17 protein-coding genes are annotated in these 22,094 nt (G+C 71.3%); 14 read left to right on the top strand and 3 right to left on the bottom strand.

Going from position 1 to position 22,094, the window contains the following annotated elements; translation table 11 throughout:
• Positions 1–128 precede the first annotated feature (128 nt).
• The 5 genes from AADR41_RS33465 (at position 129) to AADR41_RS33485 (ending at position 7,355) form a co-directional block, all read left to right on the top strand.
• Positions 129–2,042, top strand: a complete 1,914-nt coding sequence (locus AADR41_RS33465; RefSeq protein ID WP_342285527.1) for an AMP-dependent synthetase/ligase — start codon at positions 129–131, stop codon at positions 2,040–2,042.
• Between the two features lie 313 nt (positions 2,043–2,355).
• Complete coding sequence (locus AADR41_RS33470; protein WP_342285529.1) at positions 2,356–3,849, top strand: SH3 domain-containing protein; 1,494 nt, start codon at positions 2,356–2,358, stop codon at positions 3,847–3,849.
• Positions 3,850–4,585: 736 nt separating this feature from the next.
• A complete protein-coding gene (locus AADR41_RS33475) occupies positions 4,586–5,449 on the top strand; it encodes an isocitrate lyase/PEP mutase family protein (RefSeq protein WP_342285530.1) in 864 nt (287 codons plus the stop codon).
• Between the two features lie 141 nt (positions 5,450–5,590).
• Positions 5,591–6,043, top strand: a complete 453-nt coding sequence (locus AADR41_RS33480; RefSeq protein ID WP_342285531.1) for a hypothetical protein — start codon at positions 5,591–5,593, stop codon at positions 6,041–6,043.
• Between the two features lie 178 nt (positions 6,044–6,221).
• On the top strand, positions 6,222–7,355 hold the full coding sequence (locus tag AADR41_RS33485; protein WP_342285532.1) for a PP2C family protein-serine/threonine phosphatase: 1,134 nt from the start codon (positions 6,222–6,224) through the stop codon (positions 7,353–7,355).
• 79 nt (positions 7,356–7,434) lie between these two features.
• Here the strand turns inward: AADR41_RS33485 and AADR41_RS33490 are convergent, their stop codons facing one another.
• A complete protein-coding gene (locus AADR41_RS33490; protein ID WP_342285533.1) occupies positions 7,435–8,241 on the bottom strand; it encodes a hypothetical protein in 807 nt (268 codons plus the stop codon).
• Between the two features lie 566 nt (positions 8,242–8,807).
• Here AADR41_RS33490 and AADR41_RS33495 point away from each other — a divergent pair.
• From AADR41_RS33495 to AADR41_RS33525, 7 genes are all read left to right on the top strand, one after another.
• Positions 8,808–9,752: an LLM class F420-dependent oxidoreductase gene (locus AADR41_RS33495; RefSeq protein WP_342285534.1), complete on the top strand. Its 945-nt coding sequence runs from the start codon at positions 8,808–8,810 to the stop codon at positions 9,750–9,752.
• Between the two features lie 10 nt (positions 9,753–9,762).
• Entirely contained in the window at positions 9,763–10,560 is a 798-nt protein-coding gene (locus tag AADR41_RS33500; protein WP_342285535.1) for an SDR family NAD(P)-dependent oxidoreductase, read from the top strand.
• 108 nt (positions 10,561–10,668) lie between these two features.
• Positions 10,669–11,790: an LLM class flavin-dependent oxidoreductase gene (locus AADR41_RS33505; RefSeq protein WP_342285536.1), complete on the top strand. Its 1,122-nt coding sequence runs from the start codon at positions 10,669–10,671 to the stop codon at positions 11,788–11,790.
• Positions 11,791–11,954: 164 nt separating this feature from the next.
• Positions 11,955–13,694 carry an N-acyl-D-amino-acid deacylase family protein gene (locus tag AADR41_RS33510; RefSeq protein WP_342285537.1) on the top strand — a complete coding sequence of 580 codons (1,740 nt, stop codon included), beginning with the start codon at positions 11,955–11,957 and terminating at the stop codon, positions 13,692–13,694.
• Positions 13,691–15,151, top strand: coding sequence for an aldehyde dehydrogenase family protein (locus tag AADR41_RS33515; protein WP_342285538.1), 1,461 nt, complete (start codon positions 13,691–13,693; stop codon positions 15,149–15,151). Before AADR41_RS33510 ends, AADR41_RS33515 begins: the two co-directional genes overlap by 4 nt.
• 247 nt (positions 15,152–15,398) lie before the next feature.
• Positions 15,399–16,964 carry an APC family permease gene (locus AADR41_RS33520; RefSeq protein ID WP_342285539.1) on the top strand — a complete coding sequence of 522 codons (1,566 nt, stop codon included), beginning with the start codon at positions 15,399–15,401 and terminating at the stop codon, positions 16,962–16,964.
• A 273-nt stretch (positions 16,965–17,237) separates the two neighbouring features.
• Positions 17,238–18,419 carry a macrolide family glycosyltransferase gene (locus tag AADR41_RS33525; protein WP_342285540.1) on the top strand — a complete coding sequence of 394 codons (1,182 nt, stop codon included), beginning with the start codon at positions 17,238–17,240 and terminating at the stop codon, positions 18,417–18,419.
• A 16-nt stretch (positions 18,420–18,435) separates the two neighbouring features.
• On the opposite strand, the gene AADR41_RS33530 is transcribed toward AADR41_RS33525, so the two are convergent.
• Positions 18,436–19,167: a siderophore-interacting protein gene (locus AADR41_RS33530; RefSeq protein ID WP_342285541.1), complete on the bottom strand. Its 732-nt coding sequence runs from the start codon at positions 19,165–19,167 to the stop codon at positions 18,436–18,438.
• A 70-nt stretch (positions 19,168–19,237) separates the two neighbouring features.
• The gene (locus AADR41_RS33535; RefSeq protein WP_342285542.1) at positions 19,238–19,807 is read right to left on the bottom strand and encodes a DNA polymerase ligase N-terminal domain-containing protein; all 570 of its coding nucleotides are present in this window, start codon (positions 19,805–19,807) and stop codon (positions 19,238–19,240) included.
• Positions 19,808–20,064: 257 nt separating this feature from the next.
• Between AADR41_RS33535 and AADR41_RS33540 the strand changes: the two genes are divergently transcribed.
• Together AADR41_RS33540 and AADR41_RS33545 are read left to right on the top strand one after the other, a co-directional pair.
• The gene (locus AADR41_RS33540) at positions 20,065–21,408 is read left to right on the top strand and encodes an MFS transporter (protein ID WP_342285543.1); all 1,344 of its coding nucleotides are present in this window, start codon (positions 20,065–20,067) and stop codon (positions 21,406–21,408) included.
• A gap of 43 nt (positions 21,409–21,451) precedes the next feature.
• Complete coding sequence (locus AADR41_RS33545; RefSeq protein WP_342285544.1) at positions 21,452–22,069, top strand: TetR/AcrR family transcriptional regulator; 618 nt, start codon at positions 21,452–21,454, stop codon at positions 22,067–22,069.
• The last annotated feature ends 25 nt before the right edge of the window (positions 22,070–22,094 follow it).

The following is a 22,094-nucleotide window of genomic DNA, read 5'->3' on the forward strand; positions in this document are numbered from 1 at the left end:
TCCCCCGCCCCCCGGCGCCCGCCACACCTTTGGCGCCTCCGACGCCTCCGACGCCCATGACGCCTCATACGCACCGGCCGCCGGACGGACCCGGCGAGATCACCCGACCCCACGTTGAGGAGCCGCACGTGTCCACGCCATCCACCGCCCCCGCCACTGCCGCCGTCCCCACCCTCGTCGAGCCGACGAAAACCAGGGCCGCCGACGGCTCGGTGCGACAGGTCTCCGTACCACCGGCCGCGCCGCCCGTGCGTCGGGGCTCGCTCGCCGAGATCCCGTTCGACAACGCCCGCGAGGCCCCCGCCGACGCCGTGCTCAGCCGCAAGCAGCCGGACGGCGACTGGCGGGACGTGAACGCGGCGGACTTCGCCGACGAGGTGCTCGCCGTCGCCAAGGGGCTCATCGCGGAGGGCCTCGGTGTCGGCGACCGGATCGCGATCATGGCCCGTACCACCTACGAGTGGACCCTGCTCGACTTCGCGGCCTGGGCCGCCGGGCTCGTCACCGTCCCCATCTACCCGACCTCCTCCGCCTTCCAGACCCGCTGGATCCTCCAGGACTCCGGCGCCGTCGCGTGCGCCGTCGAGACCGCGGACCAGGGCCGGCTGATCAGTCAGGAGCGCAAACAGCTCGGCGGTCTCGCCCATCTGTGGCAGTTCGACACGGGTGCGCTCGGCCGGCTGAAGACCCTCGGCCGGCACGTCTCCGACGACACCGTCGCCGCCCGCCGCGCCACGCTGGAGCCGGAGACCCCCGCCACCCTCATCTACACCTCCGGCACCACCGGCCGCCCCAAGGGCTGTGTGCTCAGCCACGGCAACTTCTTCGCCGAGGTCGACAACGCGATCGAGCTGCTCCACCCGGTCTTCAAGTCGGTCAGCAAGGATCCCGCCTCCACCCTGCTCTTCCTCCCGCTCTCCCATGTCTTCGGGCGGATGGTCGCGATCGGCTGCCTGCGTGCCCGGGTCCGCCTCGGCCACGCCCCGTCCATACGGACCGAGGACCTGCTCGCCGACCTGGCGGGGTTCGGGCCGACGTTCCTGCTGGCCATCCCGTACGTGCTGGAGAAGGTCTACAACACCGGCCGCGCCACCGCCGAGAAGATGGGCCGCGCCTCGTCGTTCGACCGCGCCGCGCGGATCGCCCAGCGGTACGGGGAGGCCGTCGAGGCCGCCGAACACGGCACCGGCCCCGGTCCGGGGCTGGGCCTGCGGGCCGCCCGCGCGCTGTACGACCCGCTGGTCTACCGCCGGATCCGGGCCGCGCTCGGCGGCCACGTCCGGTACGCGATCTGCGGCGGCTCCCCGCTGGGCCACCGGCTCGCGGCGTTCTACGCGGGCGCGGGCATCGAGATCTTCGAGGGCTACGGCCTCACCGAGACCACCGCTGCCGCCACCGTCACCCCGCCGCTCAAGCCGCGCCTGGGCACCGTCGGCTGGCCGCTGCCCGGCACCGCCGTGCGGATCGCGGACGACGGCGAGGTACTGCTCAGCGGCGGTCAGGTGTGCCAGGGCTACTGGGACGCCGAACAGGGCCGGCCGGTGCCCGTGCAGGAGGGCGGCTGGTTCGCCACCGGAGACCTGGGCGCGCTCGACGAGGACGGCTACCTCACGATCACCGGCCGCAAGAAGGACATCATCATCACCTCCGGCGGCAAGAACGTCACCCCGGCGCCCCTGGAGGACTGGCTGCGCGCCCACCCCCTGGTCAGCCAGTGCATGGTGGTCGGCGACAACCGCTCCTTCATCACCGCCCTGATCACCCTGGAGCCCGACGGGCTCGCCCACTGGCGGCAGATGAAGAAGAAGCAGAACGTGCCGATGCGCGAACTCGTCGACGACGAGGAGCTGCGCACCGCGCTGCAACGCGCCGTCGACGAGGCCAACCGGCTGGTCTCCCGCGCGGAGTCGATCCGCAAATTCGCCGTCCTGCCCGTGGACTTCACCGAGGAGAGCGGCCATCTGACGCCCTCGCTGAAGCTGAAGCGGGACGCCATCGCGCGGGACTTCGAGGCGGCGATCGAGGCGCTGTACCGGAAGTGAGCGCACGGGACGCGACGCGGTGTATCCGGGGCGGCCTGCTCGGAGCCGCACCCGGGTTCCCCCAGTTGTCCGACACAGTCCGCCGAAATAGCCAATAGATCCAATTACATTGAGAATAGGGGCAGATGGTTGTGCCGGCCTCACCCACAAGAGGTGCGGTCCACGCTCAAACGGCAGATCGCCGCGCGGCGCATATGCCGATCACTTGCCCCGGCTGTCAAATTCACGGCTCCAATCCCTGCAGAAGCGGTTAGGAACCGAGATGTACAAATCGAGAAGTTGGGACATTCTGTCTCGCTCCACACTGGGCGCCATGTCGCTGGGCATGACTCTGGCACTGTGTCCGATGAGCGTTGCTCACGGGACGCCGAACCCCGCGAGTACCCAGGCATCCAACCGAGTGATGGCCGGCCGAGTGCTCGCCAGCGTGTCCGGGACGGTCATCTCCCGCACCTCTCAGAACATCCGCAGCGCTCCCACCACTCAGTCGGCCATCGTGGGCAGCGTGCCGTCCGGCGGCCACGTGTCCATCGCCTGCAAGGTGACCGGTCAGAATGTCGATGGCAACAACCTGTGGTACCTGCTGTCCAACGGCAGCGGCTGGATGAGCGCCCGCTACATCTCGACACAGACCGCGGTGCCGTTCTGCGACGACTACCCGGGGACCGGTGCCACCGGTCCGACTGGGCCCACCGGTCCGACGGGTGCGACGGGTGCGACGGGTGCGACCGGTGCCGATGGCCTTGATGGCGCGACCGGTCCGACCGGTCCGACGGGTGCGACGGGTCTGCAGGGTCCGACGGGTGCGACCGGTGCCGATGGCCTCGATGGTGCGACCGGTGCGACGGGTGCGACGGGTCCGACGGGTGCGACCGGTGCCGATGGCTTCGATGGTGCGACGGGTGCGACGGGTCCGACGGGTGCGACCGGTGCCGATGGCTTCGATGGTGCGACCGGTCCGACGGGTCCGACGGGTCCGACGGGTGCGACGGGTGCGACCGGTGCCGATGGCTTCGATGGCGCGACGGGTCCGACGGGTGCGACCGGTGCCGATGGCTTCGATGGTGCGACCGGTCCGACGGGTCCGACGGGTGCGACGGGTGCGACCGGTGCCGATGGCTTCGATGGCGCGACGGGTCCGACGGGTGCGACCGGTGCCGATGGCTTCGATGGTGCGACGGGTGCGACGGGTCCGACGGGTGCGACCGGTGCCGATGGCTTCGATGGTGCGACCGGTCCGACGGGTCCGACGGGTCCGACGGGTGCGACCGGTGCCGATGGCTTCGATGGCGCGACGGGTCCGACGGGTGCGACCGGTGCCGATGGCCTTGATGGTGCGACCGGTGCGACGGGTCCGACCGGTGCCGATGGCCTTGATGGTGCGACGGGTCCGACGGGTCCGACGGGTGCGACCGGTGCCGATGGCTTTGATGGTGCGACGGGTGCGACGGGCGCGACGGGTGCGACCGGTGCCGATGGCCTTGATGGCGCGACCGGTCCGACAGGTCCGACCGGCCCGACGGGTGCCACCGGTCCGACCGGGTCTGTCGGTGCGTCCCAGACCGCTACCAGCGCAGCCACGCTCATTCCCGCCGGCGGCAGCGTCGAGAACATCATTGCTGCTTGCCCTGCCGGGACCGTGCTGACCGGGGGAGGCGCCGTGAACCAGCTGCAGAACGAGGAGATCCACTGGACCGCGAGCTACCCGGACACCGCGACCAACACCTGGCACGTCTCTGCGTACAACAGTGGTGCCGGCGCGCAGACCGTCCAGTCGTACGCGGTCTGCATTCCCGCCTCTGCGTGACCTGAACAGTTCTGAGGGGGCCGTCCCGAACCCGCACGGGGACCGGGGTGGCCCCGGCCGCTGCTGCAGCAGAGATCTTCTGCTGCAGCAGCTTCATGTTGTCCTCGTCGAGTGCCGCGGTTCCGAGCGACGCGGAGAAGCGGCGGTGCCGTGGCGGGAGTTCGGACGGACCGGTCCGACGCCCGAGGCGATCACGGGACGGCAGGAGAATTATGTGAGGTATCCGCTCGAACAGTTCGACCGATGGATCCGCCGTCGGCGTTCCCCCGGGGGGAACGTTACTGCGCAAGCGGCCCGAAGAAATTCCGGAAGGCGTCCTGAGCCGCTGCCGCTCCGGCGGCCCCGCGGAGCGTCAACGCAGCGCATGTGCAAGGCATTCGGCGCTTTCCCGAGTTGTTGTTTCGGATGATCCGAAAGGAAGCGTCCACCGGATTCCGTGCGCCCGTAACAAGCCCCCGGCGTACACCCGGGAGGTGTCGCACGCAAGGTAAAAAGCGGCACGTCCCGAAGTAAAGACACAGTCACGGTTGTATAGATATACGAGTCTTCGCAAGAGGGCAGTTTTCTTACGTCCCGCACGGTCGGAATACCGCCGCCTCTGTCGGCGGGTGAGTCCGCGCGTGGTGCTTCCGCACCTGCGGCATCAGCGGCTCCAGGGCCCGGCGCCGACGGAGCCCGCAGCACCCGGGACGACATCGCTCGACATCCGTTCATCCATTGGTCAAGGAGAGACGCTGTGAGTTACGGAACTGCGCTGAGGGACGAAGTCCGGTCCCCGGGAACGACTCCGCTCATCGGTATCTACGACATGTACTCGGCCTCCGTCGTGGCCCGGCACTACGAAGGGTTCTTCGTGTCCGGCTTCGGCTTCGCCGCCTCCCACTACGGGCTCCCCGACATCGGCTTCATCGCCTGGCCGGACATGGTGGCCTTCGTGGAGCGGCTGCGGCTGGCCTTCCCCGCCCACCACCTGCTGGTGGACATCGACGACGGCTATGTCGACCCCGAGGTGGCCTGCCACGTGGTGCAGCGGCTGGAGCGGATCGGCGCCTCCGGCGTGATCCTGGAGGACCAGAAGCGCCCGCGCAGGTGCGGCCACGCGGACGGCAAGCAGGTGCTGCCGCTGGAGGAGTACCTGGAGAAGCTCAACCTCGTACTGGAGAGCAGGCGGGACCTGGTGGTCGTGGCCCGCACGGACGCCACGGAGGAGTCGGACATCCTGCGCCGCGCGGAGGCGCTGGCCTCGACGGACGCCGATGTCGTCCTGGTCGACGGGGTGCGCAGCGTCGAGTGGATCAAGCGGATCCGGGAGGTGGTCGGTGACAAGCCGCTGCTCTTCAACCAGATCGCGGGCGGCAAGTCGCCCAGGCTCTCGCTCTCCGAACTCACCGAGCTGGACTGCCAGGTGGCCATCTACAGCACGCCCTGTCTCTTCGCCGCGCACGCGGCCATCGACAGCGCGCTGACGGATCTCAAGCGGTCGGACGGGCGGCTTCCCGAGTTCGTGCCCTCCGAGGGGATCGGGGTGCAGCGTTCGACGGAACTGCTGGAGAAGAACATCAGCAGGCACCACTCCACCCGTGCGTCCGTGACCGTCTGATCCGGACGTCGCGCCGGGTGCGGTCGGCCCGGCCGGTCACCGAACGTCCGAATGCCGGGCCCCGATGGTGCGTCACCGCGCACCCCGGGGTTCCGGCGTCCTGTGCACCACAGGCACGAAGCGAGAAGGAAGAGCGGGAACATGGGATTCACCTCGTCGAAGACGCGCGCGGCCCTGGTGGTCGTCCTCGGAGCGCTCTGCCAGGGCCAGTTGGCCGCCGGAGCGGCCTGGGCGGACGCCCCCGACGGCGGAATGGAGACGCACCACGGCCCGTCCCTGGTCACCATCGACAACTCCAACGCCGACTCCTGGCTGGAGGTGGACCGGACGCTCAATGTGCTGGGCCCCCTGAGCAAGGGCACGGCGGGCAGCGACCACGACGGCGGCGGGGGCGCCATCGACCAGAACGTGTCGGCCTCACAGGGCGTGGGCGTCCAGGCCGCGCCGGACGAACAGGGGGACGAGGACGGCGAGGAGGAGGAAGAGGGCGGGGCGGCGCCGGGGAGTGCGCGGGCCCCCGAGAGCGCGGCGACCGGCGGGGACGACGACGAGGGCGACGCCGACCACGACACCGGCGGCCGCCCGGCTGTCTGAACCCCGGAGGCCGACCGGTGGGCGGAGACGGTGCGCCTCATCGGGGTGTGACGCCCCGCCGTCGTACCGCGTCACGCTGTGCGACCGATCCGGACCGGCGCGGCGGCATCCGGAGGCGGGCGCCGGGTAAATCCGACATGGTGTAGGTGGGATCTCACCGTGTCCAGGCGGGACAGTCATGAAGCAACCAGAGATCGATTACCGAGCGGTGTTCCAGGCGCTTCCGGGGGCGGTGGCCCTCCTGACCCCGGAGCTGTACTTCGCGGACGTCAACGAGGAGTGGCTGCGCGTGGTGAACCGCAGCCGTGCGGATGTCATCGGCCACTACATGCCCGACGACTACGCCGACCGGCCGAACCATCCCAACGCGGCCGTGGCGCGCAACATCGGGGAGTCCCTGCGCCGGGTCGTGCGGACCGGCCGGGCCGAGACCATGGAGCTTCAGCGGTTCGACCCGCCGGACGACGTCACCGCCACCGTCCGGCCCAGGGCGGTGGAGGAACGCTTCTGGAGCATGACCAACATTCCCGTCCCCGGCGCGGACGGCCGGGTCGCGCTGCTGCTGCACCGGGTGGCGGAGGTGACCGAGCTGATCCAGGCCCGCGCGGTCGCGCTCAGCCTCCAGGAGGCGATGCTGCCCGCCCCGCGTACGGTCGGACATCACCCGGTGGCCGTGCGCTACCGGCCGGCCGTCCGGGCGCTGGAGGTGGGCGGCGACTGGTACGACCTGGTGGAGCTGCCGGACGGGCGCCTCGGGGTAGCGGTGGGCGACGTGGTCGGTCACGGACTGTCGGCGGCCACCGTCATGGGGCAGTTGCGCAGCGCCCTCAGTGCCGCCTCCCGCTCCTGCGGTGGCCCGGCCCGCGCTCTGGAGATCCTGGAGCTGTACGCCGACTCCGTGGTGGGGGCCGAGAACACGACGGTGGCCAGCGCGCTCATCGACTGGGGCACCCGCCGCATCACGTACAGCGTCGCCGGTCATCTGCCGCCGGCCCTGCTGCGGGGCGACGGCACCGTGGAGTTCCTGGACCGGGCCACCGATCCGCCGCTGGGCGCCCGCTGTGAACCGGGGCCCTGGCCGCAGGCGACGGTGCCCTTCACCGAGGGCGCCTTCCTCGTGCTCTACACCGACGGCCTGATCGAGCGCCGGAACGAGGACATCGACACCGGCCTCTCCCGGCTCGCCGCCGCCCTGACCCGCCACCACGGGGCGGGGGGCGGGGCCGAGGCGCTCGCCGACGCCCTGTCGGCGGACCTGCTGCCGGCGGCGGGCGCCGATGACGACACGGCCCTCGTCGTCGTCCCGCTGTAGGAGCCTGTCCGCCCGCGTTCCGGGCCCCGGACGCCGGGGCCCGGAACGCGGTATGTGACAGGTCCGCGGGCCTACCGGCCTACTCGGGCGCCTCGATCGTCACCGGCTTGCCCAGGTCGTAGAAGTGCTGCGTGGTCGTGCTCATCACGCCGCCCGCCTGGGACTCGGCCTGGCCGCCGTAGGGCGTGAAGTCGTCCCCGAACCAGAGAATGTGCTCCCGCACGGCCGCGCCCAGGAACGTGTACGGCTTCTTGTTCACGATCCGCCACGCCGTGACGTCCTCCCCGTTCTCCAGGGAGATCACGGGTCGCTCCTGCTCGACGGTCCACTCCGGCGCCGACGCGATCATCTGGGCCGTCATCTCCGGATCGGCGAGCCCTCGGTAGAGCTTCCCCGTGGCGGCCACGATCTGCTCCTGCGGGTCACTGCTGTTCTTGTCCCCCTTGACCCACTTGCCGAGCCCCGGTGTCTTGATCCACTCGTCCTCGCCCTTGAAGACGTACGCCTTCTCCCCCTCCGGCCCCGACATCGAGCCGGCCAGCGCGGGCTCGTCCCCGAAGATGAACCGCGAGGTCCCCGACTCGTCCCCCGACTGCACGGACTCGGTCCCCGATCCGTACGCCTTCAGGGCGGCCACCAGACACTTCGACAGGGCCGAACCAGCGAGGGTCGTACCGCCCTTGAGCTGGAGTCCGTCGCACTCGGCCGGGGTGGCGAAGGCCGGGGACGACTCCTTCGGGCCGTCGCTCGCGTGCGCGGGCCGGTCGGACGACGGTTCCGAACGCGTCGGCTCGTCCTTCCCGTCCGACGAGGAGCAGCCGGCCAGGAGGCCGACTGCGAGGAGGCTGCCTATGCACACGTAGGGGCGCAGACGTCGAGGTCTCATATTGTTCGAACTCCACTGGTCACGGACGGCCCGCGACCGCGGACCGTCCTATGGGCTCTCGCAGGTGAATCCACAGCCCCGCACCACTGGTCGTGAAGGTGATCGCTTCACGGACCGCAGGTGCGGGCCCCGGAATCCTATCGACCGGGGCAGACACCCCATTTCACCTGTCGGTCCGGCCGGTCGGACCGCCGGGGTCGGCGCTCCGCCGTGTCGGCGTGGCGCCGCGCGCCTCGCGGGTGGGCGACCGCCTCCGGCCGCGCCGGACCGGGGAGTGCGACGACGTGCACTGCCACGGCGGCAGCGAGCCCCCGACCCGGATCGAGATCGAGGGCGGCTTCCGGTACCGGGGCCCGGGCGACCGCCGCGGCCGTCCGGGCCCCGGCCTCGTCGTACGGCACCCACACGTCGACACGGCCCCGGTTGCGCTGCGGGCGCGGGTCCGACAGCACCCGCTGCCGGGCAGCCCCTCCCCGCCTCTTGTCTGATGCCGCGTCAGGTACGACGATGGCCCCGCGCGCCGTCATGTGACGGTGTGTCAGATCAGCTCGGGAGGAGGCCGTACGGTGCCGATATCGACCACCGGGCCGCTGTCGTACGGGATGCAGCTGCCGATCCAGTCGCAGAGCACCATCTATGCCGAGGGGTGGGAGGCGGCGGCCGGTCCGGCCGATCTCGCCGAGATCGCCCGCACCGCCGACCGTACCGGCTTCGCCTACCTGGCGAGCTGCGACCACGTCGCGATCCCGCGCAGGCTCGCCGGGGTCATGGGCACCGTCTGGTACGACCCGGTCGCCACGCTCGCCCACCTCGCCGGGATCACCGAGCGGGTCCTGCTGATGAGCCATGTCGCCGTCGTCGGCCTGCGGCATCCGCTGGCCACCGCCAAGCAGTACGCCACCCTCGACCACCTCAGCGGCGGCCGGCTGATCCTCGGGGTCGGCGCCGGGCACGTGACGGAGGAGTTCGAGGCGCTCGGGGCGGACTTCGACGGGCGGGGCGGGGTGCTCGACGAGACCATCGACGCGCTGAAGGCGGCGCTCGGACCCGAGGAGTACCCGGAGTTCGCGGGGGAGCGGTTCGCCTTCTCCGGGCTCGGGCAGCTGCCGCGCCCGGCCCAGGAGCGGGTGCCGGTCTGGGTGGGCGGCTCCTCGCCGGCCGCGGTGCGCCGGGCGGCCGTACGGGGCGACGGCTGGCTGCCGCAGGGCGACCCGAGGGAGAAGCTGCCCGCGCAGATCGCCCGGCTGAAGGAGCTGCGGGAGGCGGCCGGGGTCGAGGCGCCGATCGTCGTCGGCGCGATCACCGAGCCGCTGTACGTCGGTGAGCCGGACTGGTCCGTCGGGCGGCGCACCCTCACCGGGAAGCCGGAGGCCCTCGCGGAGTCGCTGCGCGCGTACGCGGCCATGGGCGTCCACCAGATCCAGGTGCGGTTCCGCAGCCGGAGCCGCAGCGAACTGACCGACCAGATGGCGGCGTTCGCCGCCGAGGTCGCACCCCATCTCGACAGGTAGGAGTCAGGCCATGGGCAAGCTGGACGGGCGGACCGTACTCATCAGCGGCGCGGCGCGCGGGCAGGGCGAGCAGGAGGCGCGGCTCTTCGCCGCACAGGGCGCGCGGGTGGTGATCGCCGATGTGCTCGACGAGCAGGGCGAGGCGCTGGCCGAGGAGCTGCGGGGCGAGCTGGGGAAGGACGCCGCCCGCTTCGTCCACCTGGACGTGAGTCGGGAGGAGGACTGGCAGGGCGCGGTCGCCGCCGCGAAGGACGCCTTCGGCCGGATCGACGGGCTGGTCAACAACGCGGGGATCCTCCGGTTCAACGAGCTGGTGAGCACGCCGCTGGAGGAGTTCCAGCAGGTGGTGCAGGTCAATCAGGTGGGCGCGTTCCTCGGGATCAAGAACGTCGCGCCGGAGATCGAGGCCGCGGGCGGCGGGACCATCGTCAACACCGCCTCGTACACCGGGCTGACCGGCATGGCGTTCGTGGGCGCCTACGCCGCCACCAAGCACGCGGTGCTCGGCCTGACCCGGGTGGCGGCGGTGGAGCTGGCCGGGAAGGGGATACGGGTCAACGCCGTCTGCCCCGGCGCCGTGGACACCGCGATGACCAACCCGGCGGCGCTGGACCCGGCCGCGGACCCGGAGGAGTCCAGGGCCGCGGTGGCCGAGCTGTACCGGAAGCTGGTGCCGCTGGGGCGGATCGGGCGGCCGGAGGAGGTGGCGGCGCTGGCGCTCTTCCTGAGCTCGGAGGACTCCTCGTACATCACCGGACAGCCGTTCGTCATCGACGGGGGTTGGCTGGCGGGCGTCAGCCTGTTCTGAGCCGAGCTGACGATGCGTCAGCTATTGACGGGTAACGGTGCCGGTGGAACAGTCGGACGCATCAAGATCTGACGGAGTGTCAGAAACGATTGAGGACGGTGAACCACCTTGGAATTCGGGCTCTTTGTACAGGGGTATGTGCCCGCCGCACGGGCCAAGGTCGACCCCGGGGCAGAGCACAAGGCGCTGATCGAGGAGACCGAGTACGTCATCCAGGCGGACAAGTCCGGCTTCAAGTACGCCTGGGCCTCCGAGCACCACTTCCTGGAGGAGTACTCGCACATCTCGGCCAACGACGTGTACCTGGGATACCTGGCCCACGCCACCGACCGCATCCACCTCGGATCCGGCATCTTCAACCCGCTGGCCCCGGTCAACCACCCGGTGAAGGTGGCCGAGAAGGTCGCCATGCTCGACCACCTGTCGGAGGGGCGCTTCGAGTTCGGCTCGGGGCGCGGGGCCGGCAGCCACGAGATCCTCGGGTTCATGCCGGGCATCACCGACATGAACCACACCAAGGAAATCTGGGAAGAGACCATCGCCGAGTTCCCCAAGATGTGGCTCCAGGACGAGTACGTCGGCTTCCAGGGCAAGCACTGGTCGCTGCCGCCGCGCAAGATCCTGCCCAAGCCGTACGGGAAGTCGCACCCGGCGATGTGGTACGCGGCCGGCTCGCCGTCCTCGTACGCGATGGCGGGGAAGAAGGGGCTCGGCGTGCTGGGCTTCAGCGTGCAGAAGGTCTCCGACATGGAGTGGGTCGTCGAGTCCTACAAGACGGCCGTCAAGGACGCCGAACCCGTCGGGGACTTCGTCAACGACAACGTCATGGTCACCTCCACGGCCATCTGCGCCGAGACGCACGCCAAGGCCGTCGAGATCGCGGTGGGCGGCGGGCTGAACTACCTCCAGTCGCTGCTCTTCCGCTACCACGACACCTTCCCCCGGCCCGACGGCATCCCGGAGTGGCCCGAGCTGCTCCCGGAGTACACCGAGGAGATCATCGAGCTGCTGATCGCCGAGGAGCTGATGATCTGCGGCGACCCGGACGAGGTGCTGGCGCAGTGCAGGCGGTGGGAGCAGGCGGGGGCGGACCAGCTGAGCTTCGGGCTGCCGATCGGGGTGAGCCGTCAGGACACGCTGAACTCGATCAGGCTGATCGGTGAGCACGTGATCCCGAAGATCGACACGGACCCGGTGCACCGGACCTCACGGTTCCGCGACGCGGCGTAGTGGACGCCGGGGGCACTGCCCCGGACCCCCGCTCCCCGGCCACCGGAGGGGCCTGATCGGACCAGCGGCGTCTTCCCGGACCGCCGCTCCGTGCAGCCGGGGTGCGTACCGCGGCCGTGCGCACCCCGGCTGCACATCCACCCACCACGGAAGGGATCCCCGTCATGCTCGACCACCTCATCCGCGGAGCGACCGTCGTGGACGGCACCGGCGGGCCCTCGTACCCCGCCGACCTCGGCATCCGCGACGGCCGCATCGCCGTCGTCGCCGAACCGGGCACGCTCACCGAGGAGGCCGTCACCACCGAGGACGCCACCGGCCTCGTCCTCGCGCCCGGGTTCGTCGACCCGCACACCCACTACGACGCCCAGCTCTTCTGGGACCCGTACGCCACCCCGTCCATGAACCACGGCGTCACCACCGTCGCCGGCGGCAACTGCGGGTTCACCCTCGCCCCGCTGCACCCCGGGCGCCCCGAGGACGCCGACTACACCCGCCGCATGATGTCGCGGGTGGAGGGCATGGCACTCAAGGCGCTGGAGGAGGGCGTGGACTGGAGCTGGTCCAGCTTCCGCGAGTACCTCGACGCCCTCGAAGGGCGGATCGCCGTCAACGCCGGGTTCATGGTCGGGCACTGCGCGCTGCGCAGGCACGTCATGGGCGCCGACGCGATCGGCGGACAGCCCACGCCCGAGCAGCTCGACGCGATGCTCGCGCTGTTCCACGACGCGATGGACGCCGGGGCCTGGGGGCTGTCCACCACCCAGTCCGCCACCCACTCCGACGGCGACGGGCAGCCCGTCGCCTCCCGGCACGCACTGCCCGAGGAGCTCCTCGCCCTCTCCCGGGCCGTCGGCGAGCACGAGGGCACCCAGCTCGAAGCGATCGTGGCCGGCTGCCTCGACCGGTTCGCCGACGAGGAGATCGAGCTGCTCGTCGACATGACCGCCACCGCCGGACGCCCGCTGAACTGGAACGTCCTCACCATCGACGCCGCCGTCCCCGAACGCGTACCGCGCCAGCTCGTACCCAGCGAACGCGCCCGCCGGGCCGGAGGCCGGATCGTCGCGCTGACCATGCCGATCCTCACCCCGATGAACATGTCGCTCGGCACCTTCTGCGCCCTCAACCTCATACCCGGCTGGGGCGACATCCTCGCCCTCCCCGTCCCCGAGCGCATCGAACGGCTCCGCGACGCCGGCACCCGCGCCGAGATGCTCCGCCGCGCCGACAGCAAGGAGGCCGGCGTCTTCCGCCGCCTCGCCGACTTCGGCCGGTACGTCATCGGCGACACCTACAGCGCGGCCAACGAAGGACTGACCGGCCGCGTCGTGCGCGACATCGCCGCCGAACGCGGACTCGAACCCTTCCACTGCCTGGTCGAGATCTGCGCCGCCGACGAGCTGCGCACCGTGCTGTGGCCGATGCCCACCGACAACGACCCCGCCTCCTGGGCGCTGCGCCGGGAGACCTGGGAGCACGAGGACGTCATGCTCGGCGGCTCCGACGCGGGCGCGCACCTGGACCGGATGTGCGGTGCCCCGTACACCACCCGGTTCATCGGGGACTGCCTGCGCGGACGGAAGCTCGTCACTCTGGAGCGGGCGGTGAAGATGCTCACCGACGACCCCGCCCGGCTCTTCGGCCTCCGCGAGCGTGGCCGGATCGAGGAGGGCTTCCACGCCGACCTCGTCCTCTTCGACCCGGAACGCATCGACGCCGGTCCCGCCACCCTCGTCCACGACCTGCCCGGCGACAGCCCCCGGCTCGACTCCCGGGCCATCGGCATCGTCTCGGTCCGGGTCAACGGGGTGGAGACGCTGCGCGACGACAAGGTGACCGGTGCGGTCCCCGGCACGGTGCTCCGTTCCGGCCGCGACACCCGGACGGTGAGCACCGTATGAACGGGGACCGGAAACTGCTCATCGGGGGCCGGTGGACCGAGCCCGACCACGGCCACTACGAGGTGATCGATCCGGCCACCGAGGAGGTGGTCGGCCGCGCCCCGGAGGCGAGCCGCGAGCAGGTGTACGCGGCGGCGGCCGCGGCCCGGGAGGCCTTCGCCACCTGGTCCCGGACCCGCCCCGAGGAGCGCGCCGGGATCCTGGACCGGGCGGCCGGTCTGATGCTGCGCGACCTCGACGGCAACGCCGCGCTCGCCCGCGCGGAGAGCGGCGCCACCACGGGGACGGCCCGGGGGATGCAGGTCGCGGTGGGCGCCTCCCGCTTCCGCCGGTACGCCAGGGGAGCCCTGGAACCGGTCGAGGAGGCGATCACGCCGCAGATCAACGAGGCCGGGCCGATGGGGCGGGCGGGGGTCTTCGGGGCGCTGGCCGTCCGCCAGCCGGTCGGCGTCGTCACCTGCATCACCTCGTACAACAACCCCTGGGCCAACCCGGCCGGCAAGGTGGCGCCCGCGCTGGCCATGGGGAACACGGTCGTCGTGAAGCCCGCCCCGCAGGACCCGCTCTCCGTCTACCGGATGGCCGAGGCGCTCGAAGCGGCGGGCGTTCCGCCGGGCGTCGTCAATGTGGTCACCGGGTCGGGCCCGGAGGCGGGCGAGGCAGCCGTCGACTCCCCGGACGTCGACATGGTCAGCTTCACCGGCTCCACGGCGGTCGGGCAGCGCATCGCGCAGGTGTGCGGGCGCGGGATGAAGCGGCAGCTGATGGAGCTGGGCGGGAAGGGCGCCGCGGTCGTCCTGGACGACGCGGACCTCGACTCCGCGGCGGCGGGCATCGGCACCACGTTCTCCTTCTACAGCGGCCAGATCTGTACGGCCCCGACCAGGGTCCTGGTCCAGCGCGATGTCCATGACGCGCTGATCGGGAAGCTCGCCGCCTACGCCGGACATCTGAAGGTGGGTGACCCGGCGGCCAGGGGCACGGTCGTCGGCCCGGTCATCTCGGCCGCCCACCGCGACCGCGTCGAGTCGTACGTCGAGCTGGGCCGGAAGGAGGGGGCGAGGGTGGTCACGGGCGGCGAACGCCCGGCCGGGCTCGACCGCGGTTTCTACGTCGCCCCCACCCTCCTCGCCGACTGCACCAACGAGATGCGCGTCGTCCGCGAGGAGATCTTCGGACCGGTCGTCGTGGTCGTGCCCTTCGACGACGAGGAGGAGGGCATCGCGCTCGCCAACGACAGCGACTACGGGCTGATCGACTACGTCTGGTCCTCGGACGTGGCCCGCGCCTTCCGGGTGGCCCGGCGGCTGCGGGCCGGCGGGGTCGGCGTGAACACCATCGGGCGGAACATGGAGGCCCCGTTCGGCGGGTTCAAGAAGAGCGGTGTCGGGCGCGACGTCGGCTCGTACGCCCTGCACGCGTACAGCGAACTCCAGTCGATCGTCTGGCCCGGCTGAACCGGCACACGACCGCGGGTGTCCGCTGAGCGGACACCCGCGGGAAAATTTGAAACCCCACAAAACGGGCACTGCTGCGATTCCCGTACGGTGCTGCGATCGAGCCTCGACCTCGCATAGAAAGGCAGTTCTCGCGAACGACCTTCAATTAATCAAGGTCTTTCCGTATTGTTGCCTGGAATTCAAGGCTGAGACGGCGGAGTCTCATCCTCCGGATGTGGAAATCGCAGCGTTTATCGTCCTTTTCATGACTCAGCTGGACGTGCGGCCGCAGGCCGGAGACACGGCGAGGGGCGCCGCCCCGGCCGACGGCGGCGTACGCGGCAAGGGCCTCGGCGGGAACTCCGTCGGCCTGATGGGCAGCGCCGTCATCGGCATCTCCACCGTCGCCCCGGTCTACTGCCTCACCTCCACCCTCGGCTCCACCGCGGGAGAGGTCGGCGTGCAGATGCCCGCCGTCTTCCTGGCCGGCTTCCTGCCGATGCTGCTCGTCGCCTTCGCGTACCGCGAGCTCAACAAGGCCATGCCGGACTGCGGCACCTCGTTCACCTGGACGGTCAAGGCGTTCGGCCCGCGCATCGGCTGGATGTGCGGCTGGGGCCTGGTCATCGCGACGATCATCGTCCTGTCGAACCTGGCCGGCGTCGCCACCTCGTACTTCTGGCTGCTGGCCGGCGAGATCACCGGCAACGGCTCGATCGCCGCCCTGGACGACAACAAACCCGTCCACATCCTCACCTGCCTCGCCCTGATCGCGGTCGCCACGGCGATCAGCTACCGGGGGATGACGGCCACCAAGGGCCTCCAGTACGCGCTGGTGGGCCTCCAGTTGGTGGTCCTCGCGCTGTTCGTGGCGATGGCCGTGCAGAAGTCGCGGAGCGGGGAGTTCGCCTCGTCGCTGGACTTCTCCTGGTCCTGGCTGAACCCGTTCGCCGTGCAGTCGTTCGCCGCGTTCACCGCCGGTCTGTCGCTGTCGATCTTCATGTTCTGGGGCTGGGACGCCTGTCTGACCGCCAACGAGGAGACCACCGGCAGCGAGAAGACCCCCGGGCGGGCCGCCCTCATCGCGATGGTCGTGCTCGTCGGCTCCTACCTGGCGACCGGTGTCGCCGCCCAGATGGCCGTCGGCTCCGGCACCTCCGGGCTCGGCCTCGCCAACCCCGGCACCTCCGACAACGTCTTCGCCGCGCTCGCCGGCCCGGTCATGGGCCCCGGCCTCGGCATCCTGCTCTTCGTCGCGGTGCTCGCCTCGGCCGCGGCGAGCCTGCAGACCACCTTCATCCCGGTGGCCCGCACGGTGCTCGCGATGTCCACGTACGAGGCCCTGCCCGCCTCGTACGCCCGGGTCCACCCGCGCTTCCGTACCCCGGGGAGGGCCACGATCACGGCGGGCGTCGCGACCGGCGTCTTCTACACGGTGATGACCCTGGTCAGCGAGCACGTCCTGGTCGACACGATCTACGCGCTCGGCCTCATGATCTGCTTCTACTACGCGCTGACCGCGTTCGCCTGCGCCTGGTTCTTCCGCGCCGATCTGACCCGCTCCTTCCGCGACCTGGTCTTCAAGGGCCTGTTCCCGGGCGTCGGCGGCATCCTGCTCACCGCGGTCTTCGGCAAGACCCTCTACGACATGTGGGATCCGGCCTACGGCTCCGGTTCCTCGGTCTTCGGGGTCGGCTCGGTGTTCGTCATCGGCGTCGGACTGCTGCTGCTCGGCGTGGTGCTGATGCTGGTGATGCGGCGCCGCAGCCCGGCGTTCTTCCGCGGCGAGGTACTGACCAAGGAGACCCCGGCGCTGGTCGTGGAGGACTAGCGGGTGTCTGGCACCTGCCTGCGGCGTCGCGGGGTCATTCATCGAAGACCCCCCGGGGCCGCTCGGGCCCGCCCGGCGGAAAACCCCGTGCGAACGGGCCCGGGGCCGGGCTAAGGTCCCCGGTATGTACTTCATGCATCAGATCTACGGCTGACACGCGGGCGGGGCGAGTACCCCGCCGCACCCGAGTGCGCGCCACGGTGTTGTGTCCCGTGGCCGGCGCACCGGTTCGTCGTGTCCCATTCCCCGTAGACCTGAAACGAGTGGTCATCCATGTCACGTCGCCGTGCCCATGTCTCGATGATCGGCATCCCCGCCGTCAGCCACGTCCTGCCCAGCCTTGAGATCATCCGGGAGCTGGTGGCCCGGGGCCACCGGGTGAGCTACGCCAACGACCCGGCGGTGGCCGGCCTGATCGAGGCCACCGGCGCCGAGTTCGTCCCCTACGGCTCGGTGCTGCCGGTCGCCGACAACGACTGGCCCGAGGACCCCATCGGGGCGATGGGCGTCTTCCTCGACGAAGGGGTCCAGGCCCTCCCGCAGCTGCGGGCCGTCTACGACCACGACCCCGCGGACCTCTATCTGTACGACATCGGCGCCTACGCCGCGCGCGCCCTCGGCGAGGCGCAGGGCCGTCCCCTCATGCAGCTGTCCCCGACGTACGTGGGCTGGGAGGGCTACGCCGAGGAGGTCGCGGCGCCCATGTGGCAGCTGCCGGGCGCCGACGCCTACCGGGCGAGGTTCGCCGACTGGCTCGCCGGGTGCGGGGCGACCACCCTCGACATGGACACCTTCTGCGGACCGCCCGCGAGGTCCCTGGCGCTCATCCCGAAGGCGATGCAGCCGAACGCGGACCGGGTCGACACCGGCACGGTCACCTTCGTCGGCCCCTGCTTCGACGGCCGGACGGACAAGGAGACCTGGACGCGCCCCGAGGGCGCCGGGAAGGTGCTCCTGGTCTCGCTGGGCTCGGCGTTCACGAAGCAGCCGGAGTTCTACCGCCGGTGCCTGGCCGCCTACGGCGACCTGCCCGGCTGGCACGTGGTGCTCCAGATCGGGAAGTACACGGACCCGGCGGAGCTCGGCGACATCCCGTCCAACGTCGAAGTGCACTCCTGGGTGCCCCAGTTGGCGATCCTGGAACAGGCCGACGCCTTCGTCACCCACGCCGGGATGGGCGGCAGCAGCGAGGGGCTGTTCACCGGTGTGCCGATGATCGCCGTCCCCCAGGCCGCCGACCAGTTCAACAACGCCGACCGGCTCGTCGAACTGGGCGTGGCCCGGCGCATCGACACCGAACAGGCCACCGGCGAGGCGCTGCGGACCGCCCTGACCGAACTCGTCGCCGATCCGGAGGTGGCCCGCCGCTCGGCGCTGCTCCGGGCCGAGGCGCGGGCCGAGGGCGGCACCCCGCGGGCCGCCGACCTGATCGAGGAACTGCTGCGCCGGGGCTGATCCGGCGTCCGGCGGTTCAGCCGGCGCGCCAGTAACCCAGCGCGTTCACCCGCTCCCTGGGGACGGCCAGGTCCTTGCGTACGTACGCGGACAAGGACCTGGTCGTCGCCGTGTCGCAGGCGATCCAGACGTACGCGTCGGAGGCGTCGGACCCCAGCAGGCCGGGCAGCGACTCCTTGACCCCGGCGACCAGTCCGGCGCCCCGGTCCCGGCGCGGCACCCGGTGCAGGGTGTGGTGGTCCGGGTCCAGCCGGAGCGGCAGCTTCTCGTCGGAGGCGTGCGCCGTCTCGAACCAGATGGTGGCGGGGGTCTGCGGGACCGCGTCCAGCAGGGAGTTGATCGCGGGCAGCGAGGCCCGGTCGCCGATCACGAAGAGCCGTTCGGGGCGGGGTTCGGGCAGCTCGAAGCCGGTGCCCTGAAGGGTCGCGTCGATCGTGTCGCCCGGCCCGGCGGTGCGCGCCCAATCGCTGGCGGCTCCGTCGTGCAGGGCGAATTCCAGGCTGAACGTCCCGGCGGCCGGGTCGGGGTCGACCAGGGTGTAGGCGCGCTGATGCGGTCTGCCGCCCCGCTCGAACCAGATCCTGACCCACATCGTCGGATGCGCGCCGCCGGTCGCGGCCAGCAGCCCGCCGTCGGTGAGATGCACCCGGCGGAAGTCCTCGGTGACCTGCTCGGCACCGGTCACGGTGAACGTGAAGTCCCGTCCCCGCATGAGCTTGAGGACAACGCCCTCCCAGCCGTGACCCACAGCTGCCCCTCCCCGCCCTCGACATTAGTTTAGGTGAGGCTAACCTAAGTTTCGAGGTGCGGGAAGAGTGTCACGGAGAGCCGCTTCCCTCCTCGGCCGCGACCTGGGCCAGAGTGCGGCCGGTGCGGGCCGAGCGGGCGAGGTACGGGTCGGGCGTTTCGGGGCCTTCCCGGGTGGCCCGGCCGTCCTTGGCCTTGATCAGCAGCCACACCTCTGCGCCCGGGGCGTCGCCGCCCTTGAAGCGGGTGAGGGCGAACTCGCCGTGCAGCCTGGTTCCGTCGAGCCAGAACGTCGCGTGCCCGTCCTCCAGGGACTGCTCGAACGGTACGGGTGCGCCCCACCGGTCGTGACTGAGTGGGCGGTAGGTGCCCTGGTCCCAGACGATCACCGTGCCGCCGCCGTACTCGCCCTTCGCGATGACGCCCTCGAAGGTGCGGTACTCCAGCGGATGGTCCTCGGTGGGCACGGCCAGCCGCCGCACGCGCGGATTCTCCGAAGGCCCGCACGGCACCGCCCAGGACTTCAGCACGCCGTCGACCTCCAGCCGGAAGTCGAAGTGCATGCGCCGCGCCTGATGGATCTGTACGACGAAGCAGGGCGCCTGGCCCGTGCGTCCGCCTTTGTCGCCGGTCACATCCATCCGGACACCTCCTCCGGCAGCCCCCGCCCGGTACTCCCCGCTCCCTTCCACTGTGACGCCCCCGGCCCCGAAGCGCACCGGGACGGGTTCCGGGGCCGGTGCGGGCCGGTGGGCGCCCGTACGGGCAGGTGCGGGGCGGTGCGCACTCGGGCCGGCCGGTGCGGCAAAGGTATCTCGTCATCAAGTATCTTGACGTCGAGAGTGTTTTTGCGGCAGTCTTCGTCCCGTTCGAGATCTCTGCCCGAGGGGGGCGCGTGATGCGGCGAGGCGAAGCGCCAGGAAAAGAGCGCGGGCAGGGTCTGTCGGCCCAGCTGCGCAATCCGCCGGGTGGCCGCGATGCGCGGATCATGCTGCTCGCCCTGGCCGTGGACCGGACCGGCTCGGGGCTCTGGGCCGCGTCCTCGGTCCTCTACCTCACCTTCGTCACGCATCTGAGCGCCCAGCAGATCGGCGTACTGCTGGGTGTGGCCGGTGTCGCGGGCATCGCCGGATCGCCGCTGGCCGGGCGGCTGGCCGGTCGCTTTCCGGTGCGCTCGCTGCTGATCGGCTGCCATCTGCTGCGGCTGGTGACGCTCGTACTGGTCCTGGTGTGCACGGGCTTCGACGCGCTGCTCCCGGTCGTCGCCGTGACCTACTTGGGCGACCGGGCCGCGAAGACGCTGGAGATGCTCTTCGCCACCAGGGCGGCGGGCGAGCGCCGCGCCGCGTACCAGGCGCTGTCGCGCAGCGCCGCCAACGCGGGCTACGGCGTCGGCGCCGGGATCGCGGCGATCGGCCTGGTGGTGGGGACCACGGGCGCCTACCGCGTCCTGATCCTGGGCAACGCGCTGTCGTTCGTCGTCGCCGCGGCGCTGGTGTGGCGTACGGGCGAGCCGTCGGGAGGTGCCGTCGAGGTGGCACGTTCCGGAGGGGCGGCGCCGGCCGCCCGGGGCGAGGGTGAGGGCGCGGACGTGGGGGCGCGGGGCTCCGTACGCGGGGGCGGTCCGTGGCGGGACCGGGGCTATCTCGGGTTCGTCCTGCTGGACATCCCGATGAATCTCGACGACTCGATCCTCGCCGTCGGTCTGCCGCTGTGGCTGGTGGATCGCACCTGCGCACCGCACGCCCTCGTCCCGGCCTTCCTCGTCATCAACACCGTGCTGGTCGTGGTGCTCCAGCTGAGCGTGTCGAGGCGGGCCGAAGGGCCGCGCCGGGTGGTCCGGGCGGTGCTGCTCCACGGAGTCCTGATGCTCGTCTGCTGCGGCTTCCTGGCCGTGGCGACCCGGGGCGGGGCCTGGGTGGCCGGGGTCGTTCTGCTCGCCGCTGCGCTGCTGGTCACGCTGGCGGAGCTGATGCGGTCGGTGAGTTCCTGGGAGCTCGCGGTCCTGCTCGCGCCGCAGGACGCCCGTGCCGCGTACCTGGGGGTGGCCGGGATGTCGCAGTCCATCCAGAAGTCCGCCGGGCCGCCGCTGCTGACCGGGGTGGTGATGGCCGCCGGTCCGGCGGGCTGGCTGGTGCTCGGGGCGGCGGTCGCGGGCCTGGCGGTCGTGCAGAGCCGGAGCTGTGCGCGGCGGCTGGGTCTCGGCGCGGACCGTGCGGGGGCCGCTCTCGCCGCCAAATAAAAATTAGGTAGACTGGCCTACCTAATTAAGGAGGCGGGCAGTCATGGGCGACACAGGGGCCGAGGAGAAGCAGCGGCAGCCGGTGAAGCGGCGGCGCGGGGCGGCGCGCGGGCGGATCCTGGACGCCGCCGCGCGCCGGTTCTACGCCGACGGCGTGGCGGCGACCGGCATCGACACGATCACGACCGAGGCCGGGGTCGCGAAGATGAGCCTCTACAACAACTTCGACTCCAAGGCCGACCTGGTCTGCGCCTACCTCCAGGCCCGGCACGAGGAGTGGCTCGACCTCTACCGGCGGCGGCTGGCCGACGCGCAGGGACCGGCGGCGGGCGTGCTGGCGGTCTTCGACGCCTACGCCGACCACGCCGACTTCGCCTACGAGCACGGCTTCCGGGGCTGCGGCCTGCTCAACGCGGCCGCCGAACTGCCCACCGGACACGAGGGCCGGACCGTGGTCCGCCGGCACAAGGAACAGGTCGAGGGTCTGCTCGCCGCCCACCTCCGCGAACTGCTGCCCGGCCGCGACGAGCAGGCCCGGTCCGTTGCGGAGCACCTGGCGTTCCTGCTCGAAGGGGCCATCGTGCGCGCCGGTCTCGAAGGTGACGGCACCCGCATGCGGCGCGCCCGGGACCTGGCCGCATCCCTGCTGGACACCCTGTGACCGGCCCCGCCCGCACGGCCGGCCC

It is taken from the genome of Streptomyces sp. CLV115, assembly GCF_038448545.1.
GTDB classification, from domain to species: Bacteria; Actinomycetota; Actinomycetes; order Streptomycetales; family Streptomycetaceae; genus Streptomyces; species Streptomyces sanglieri.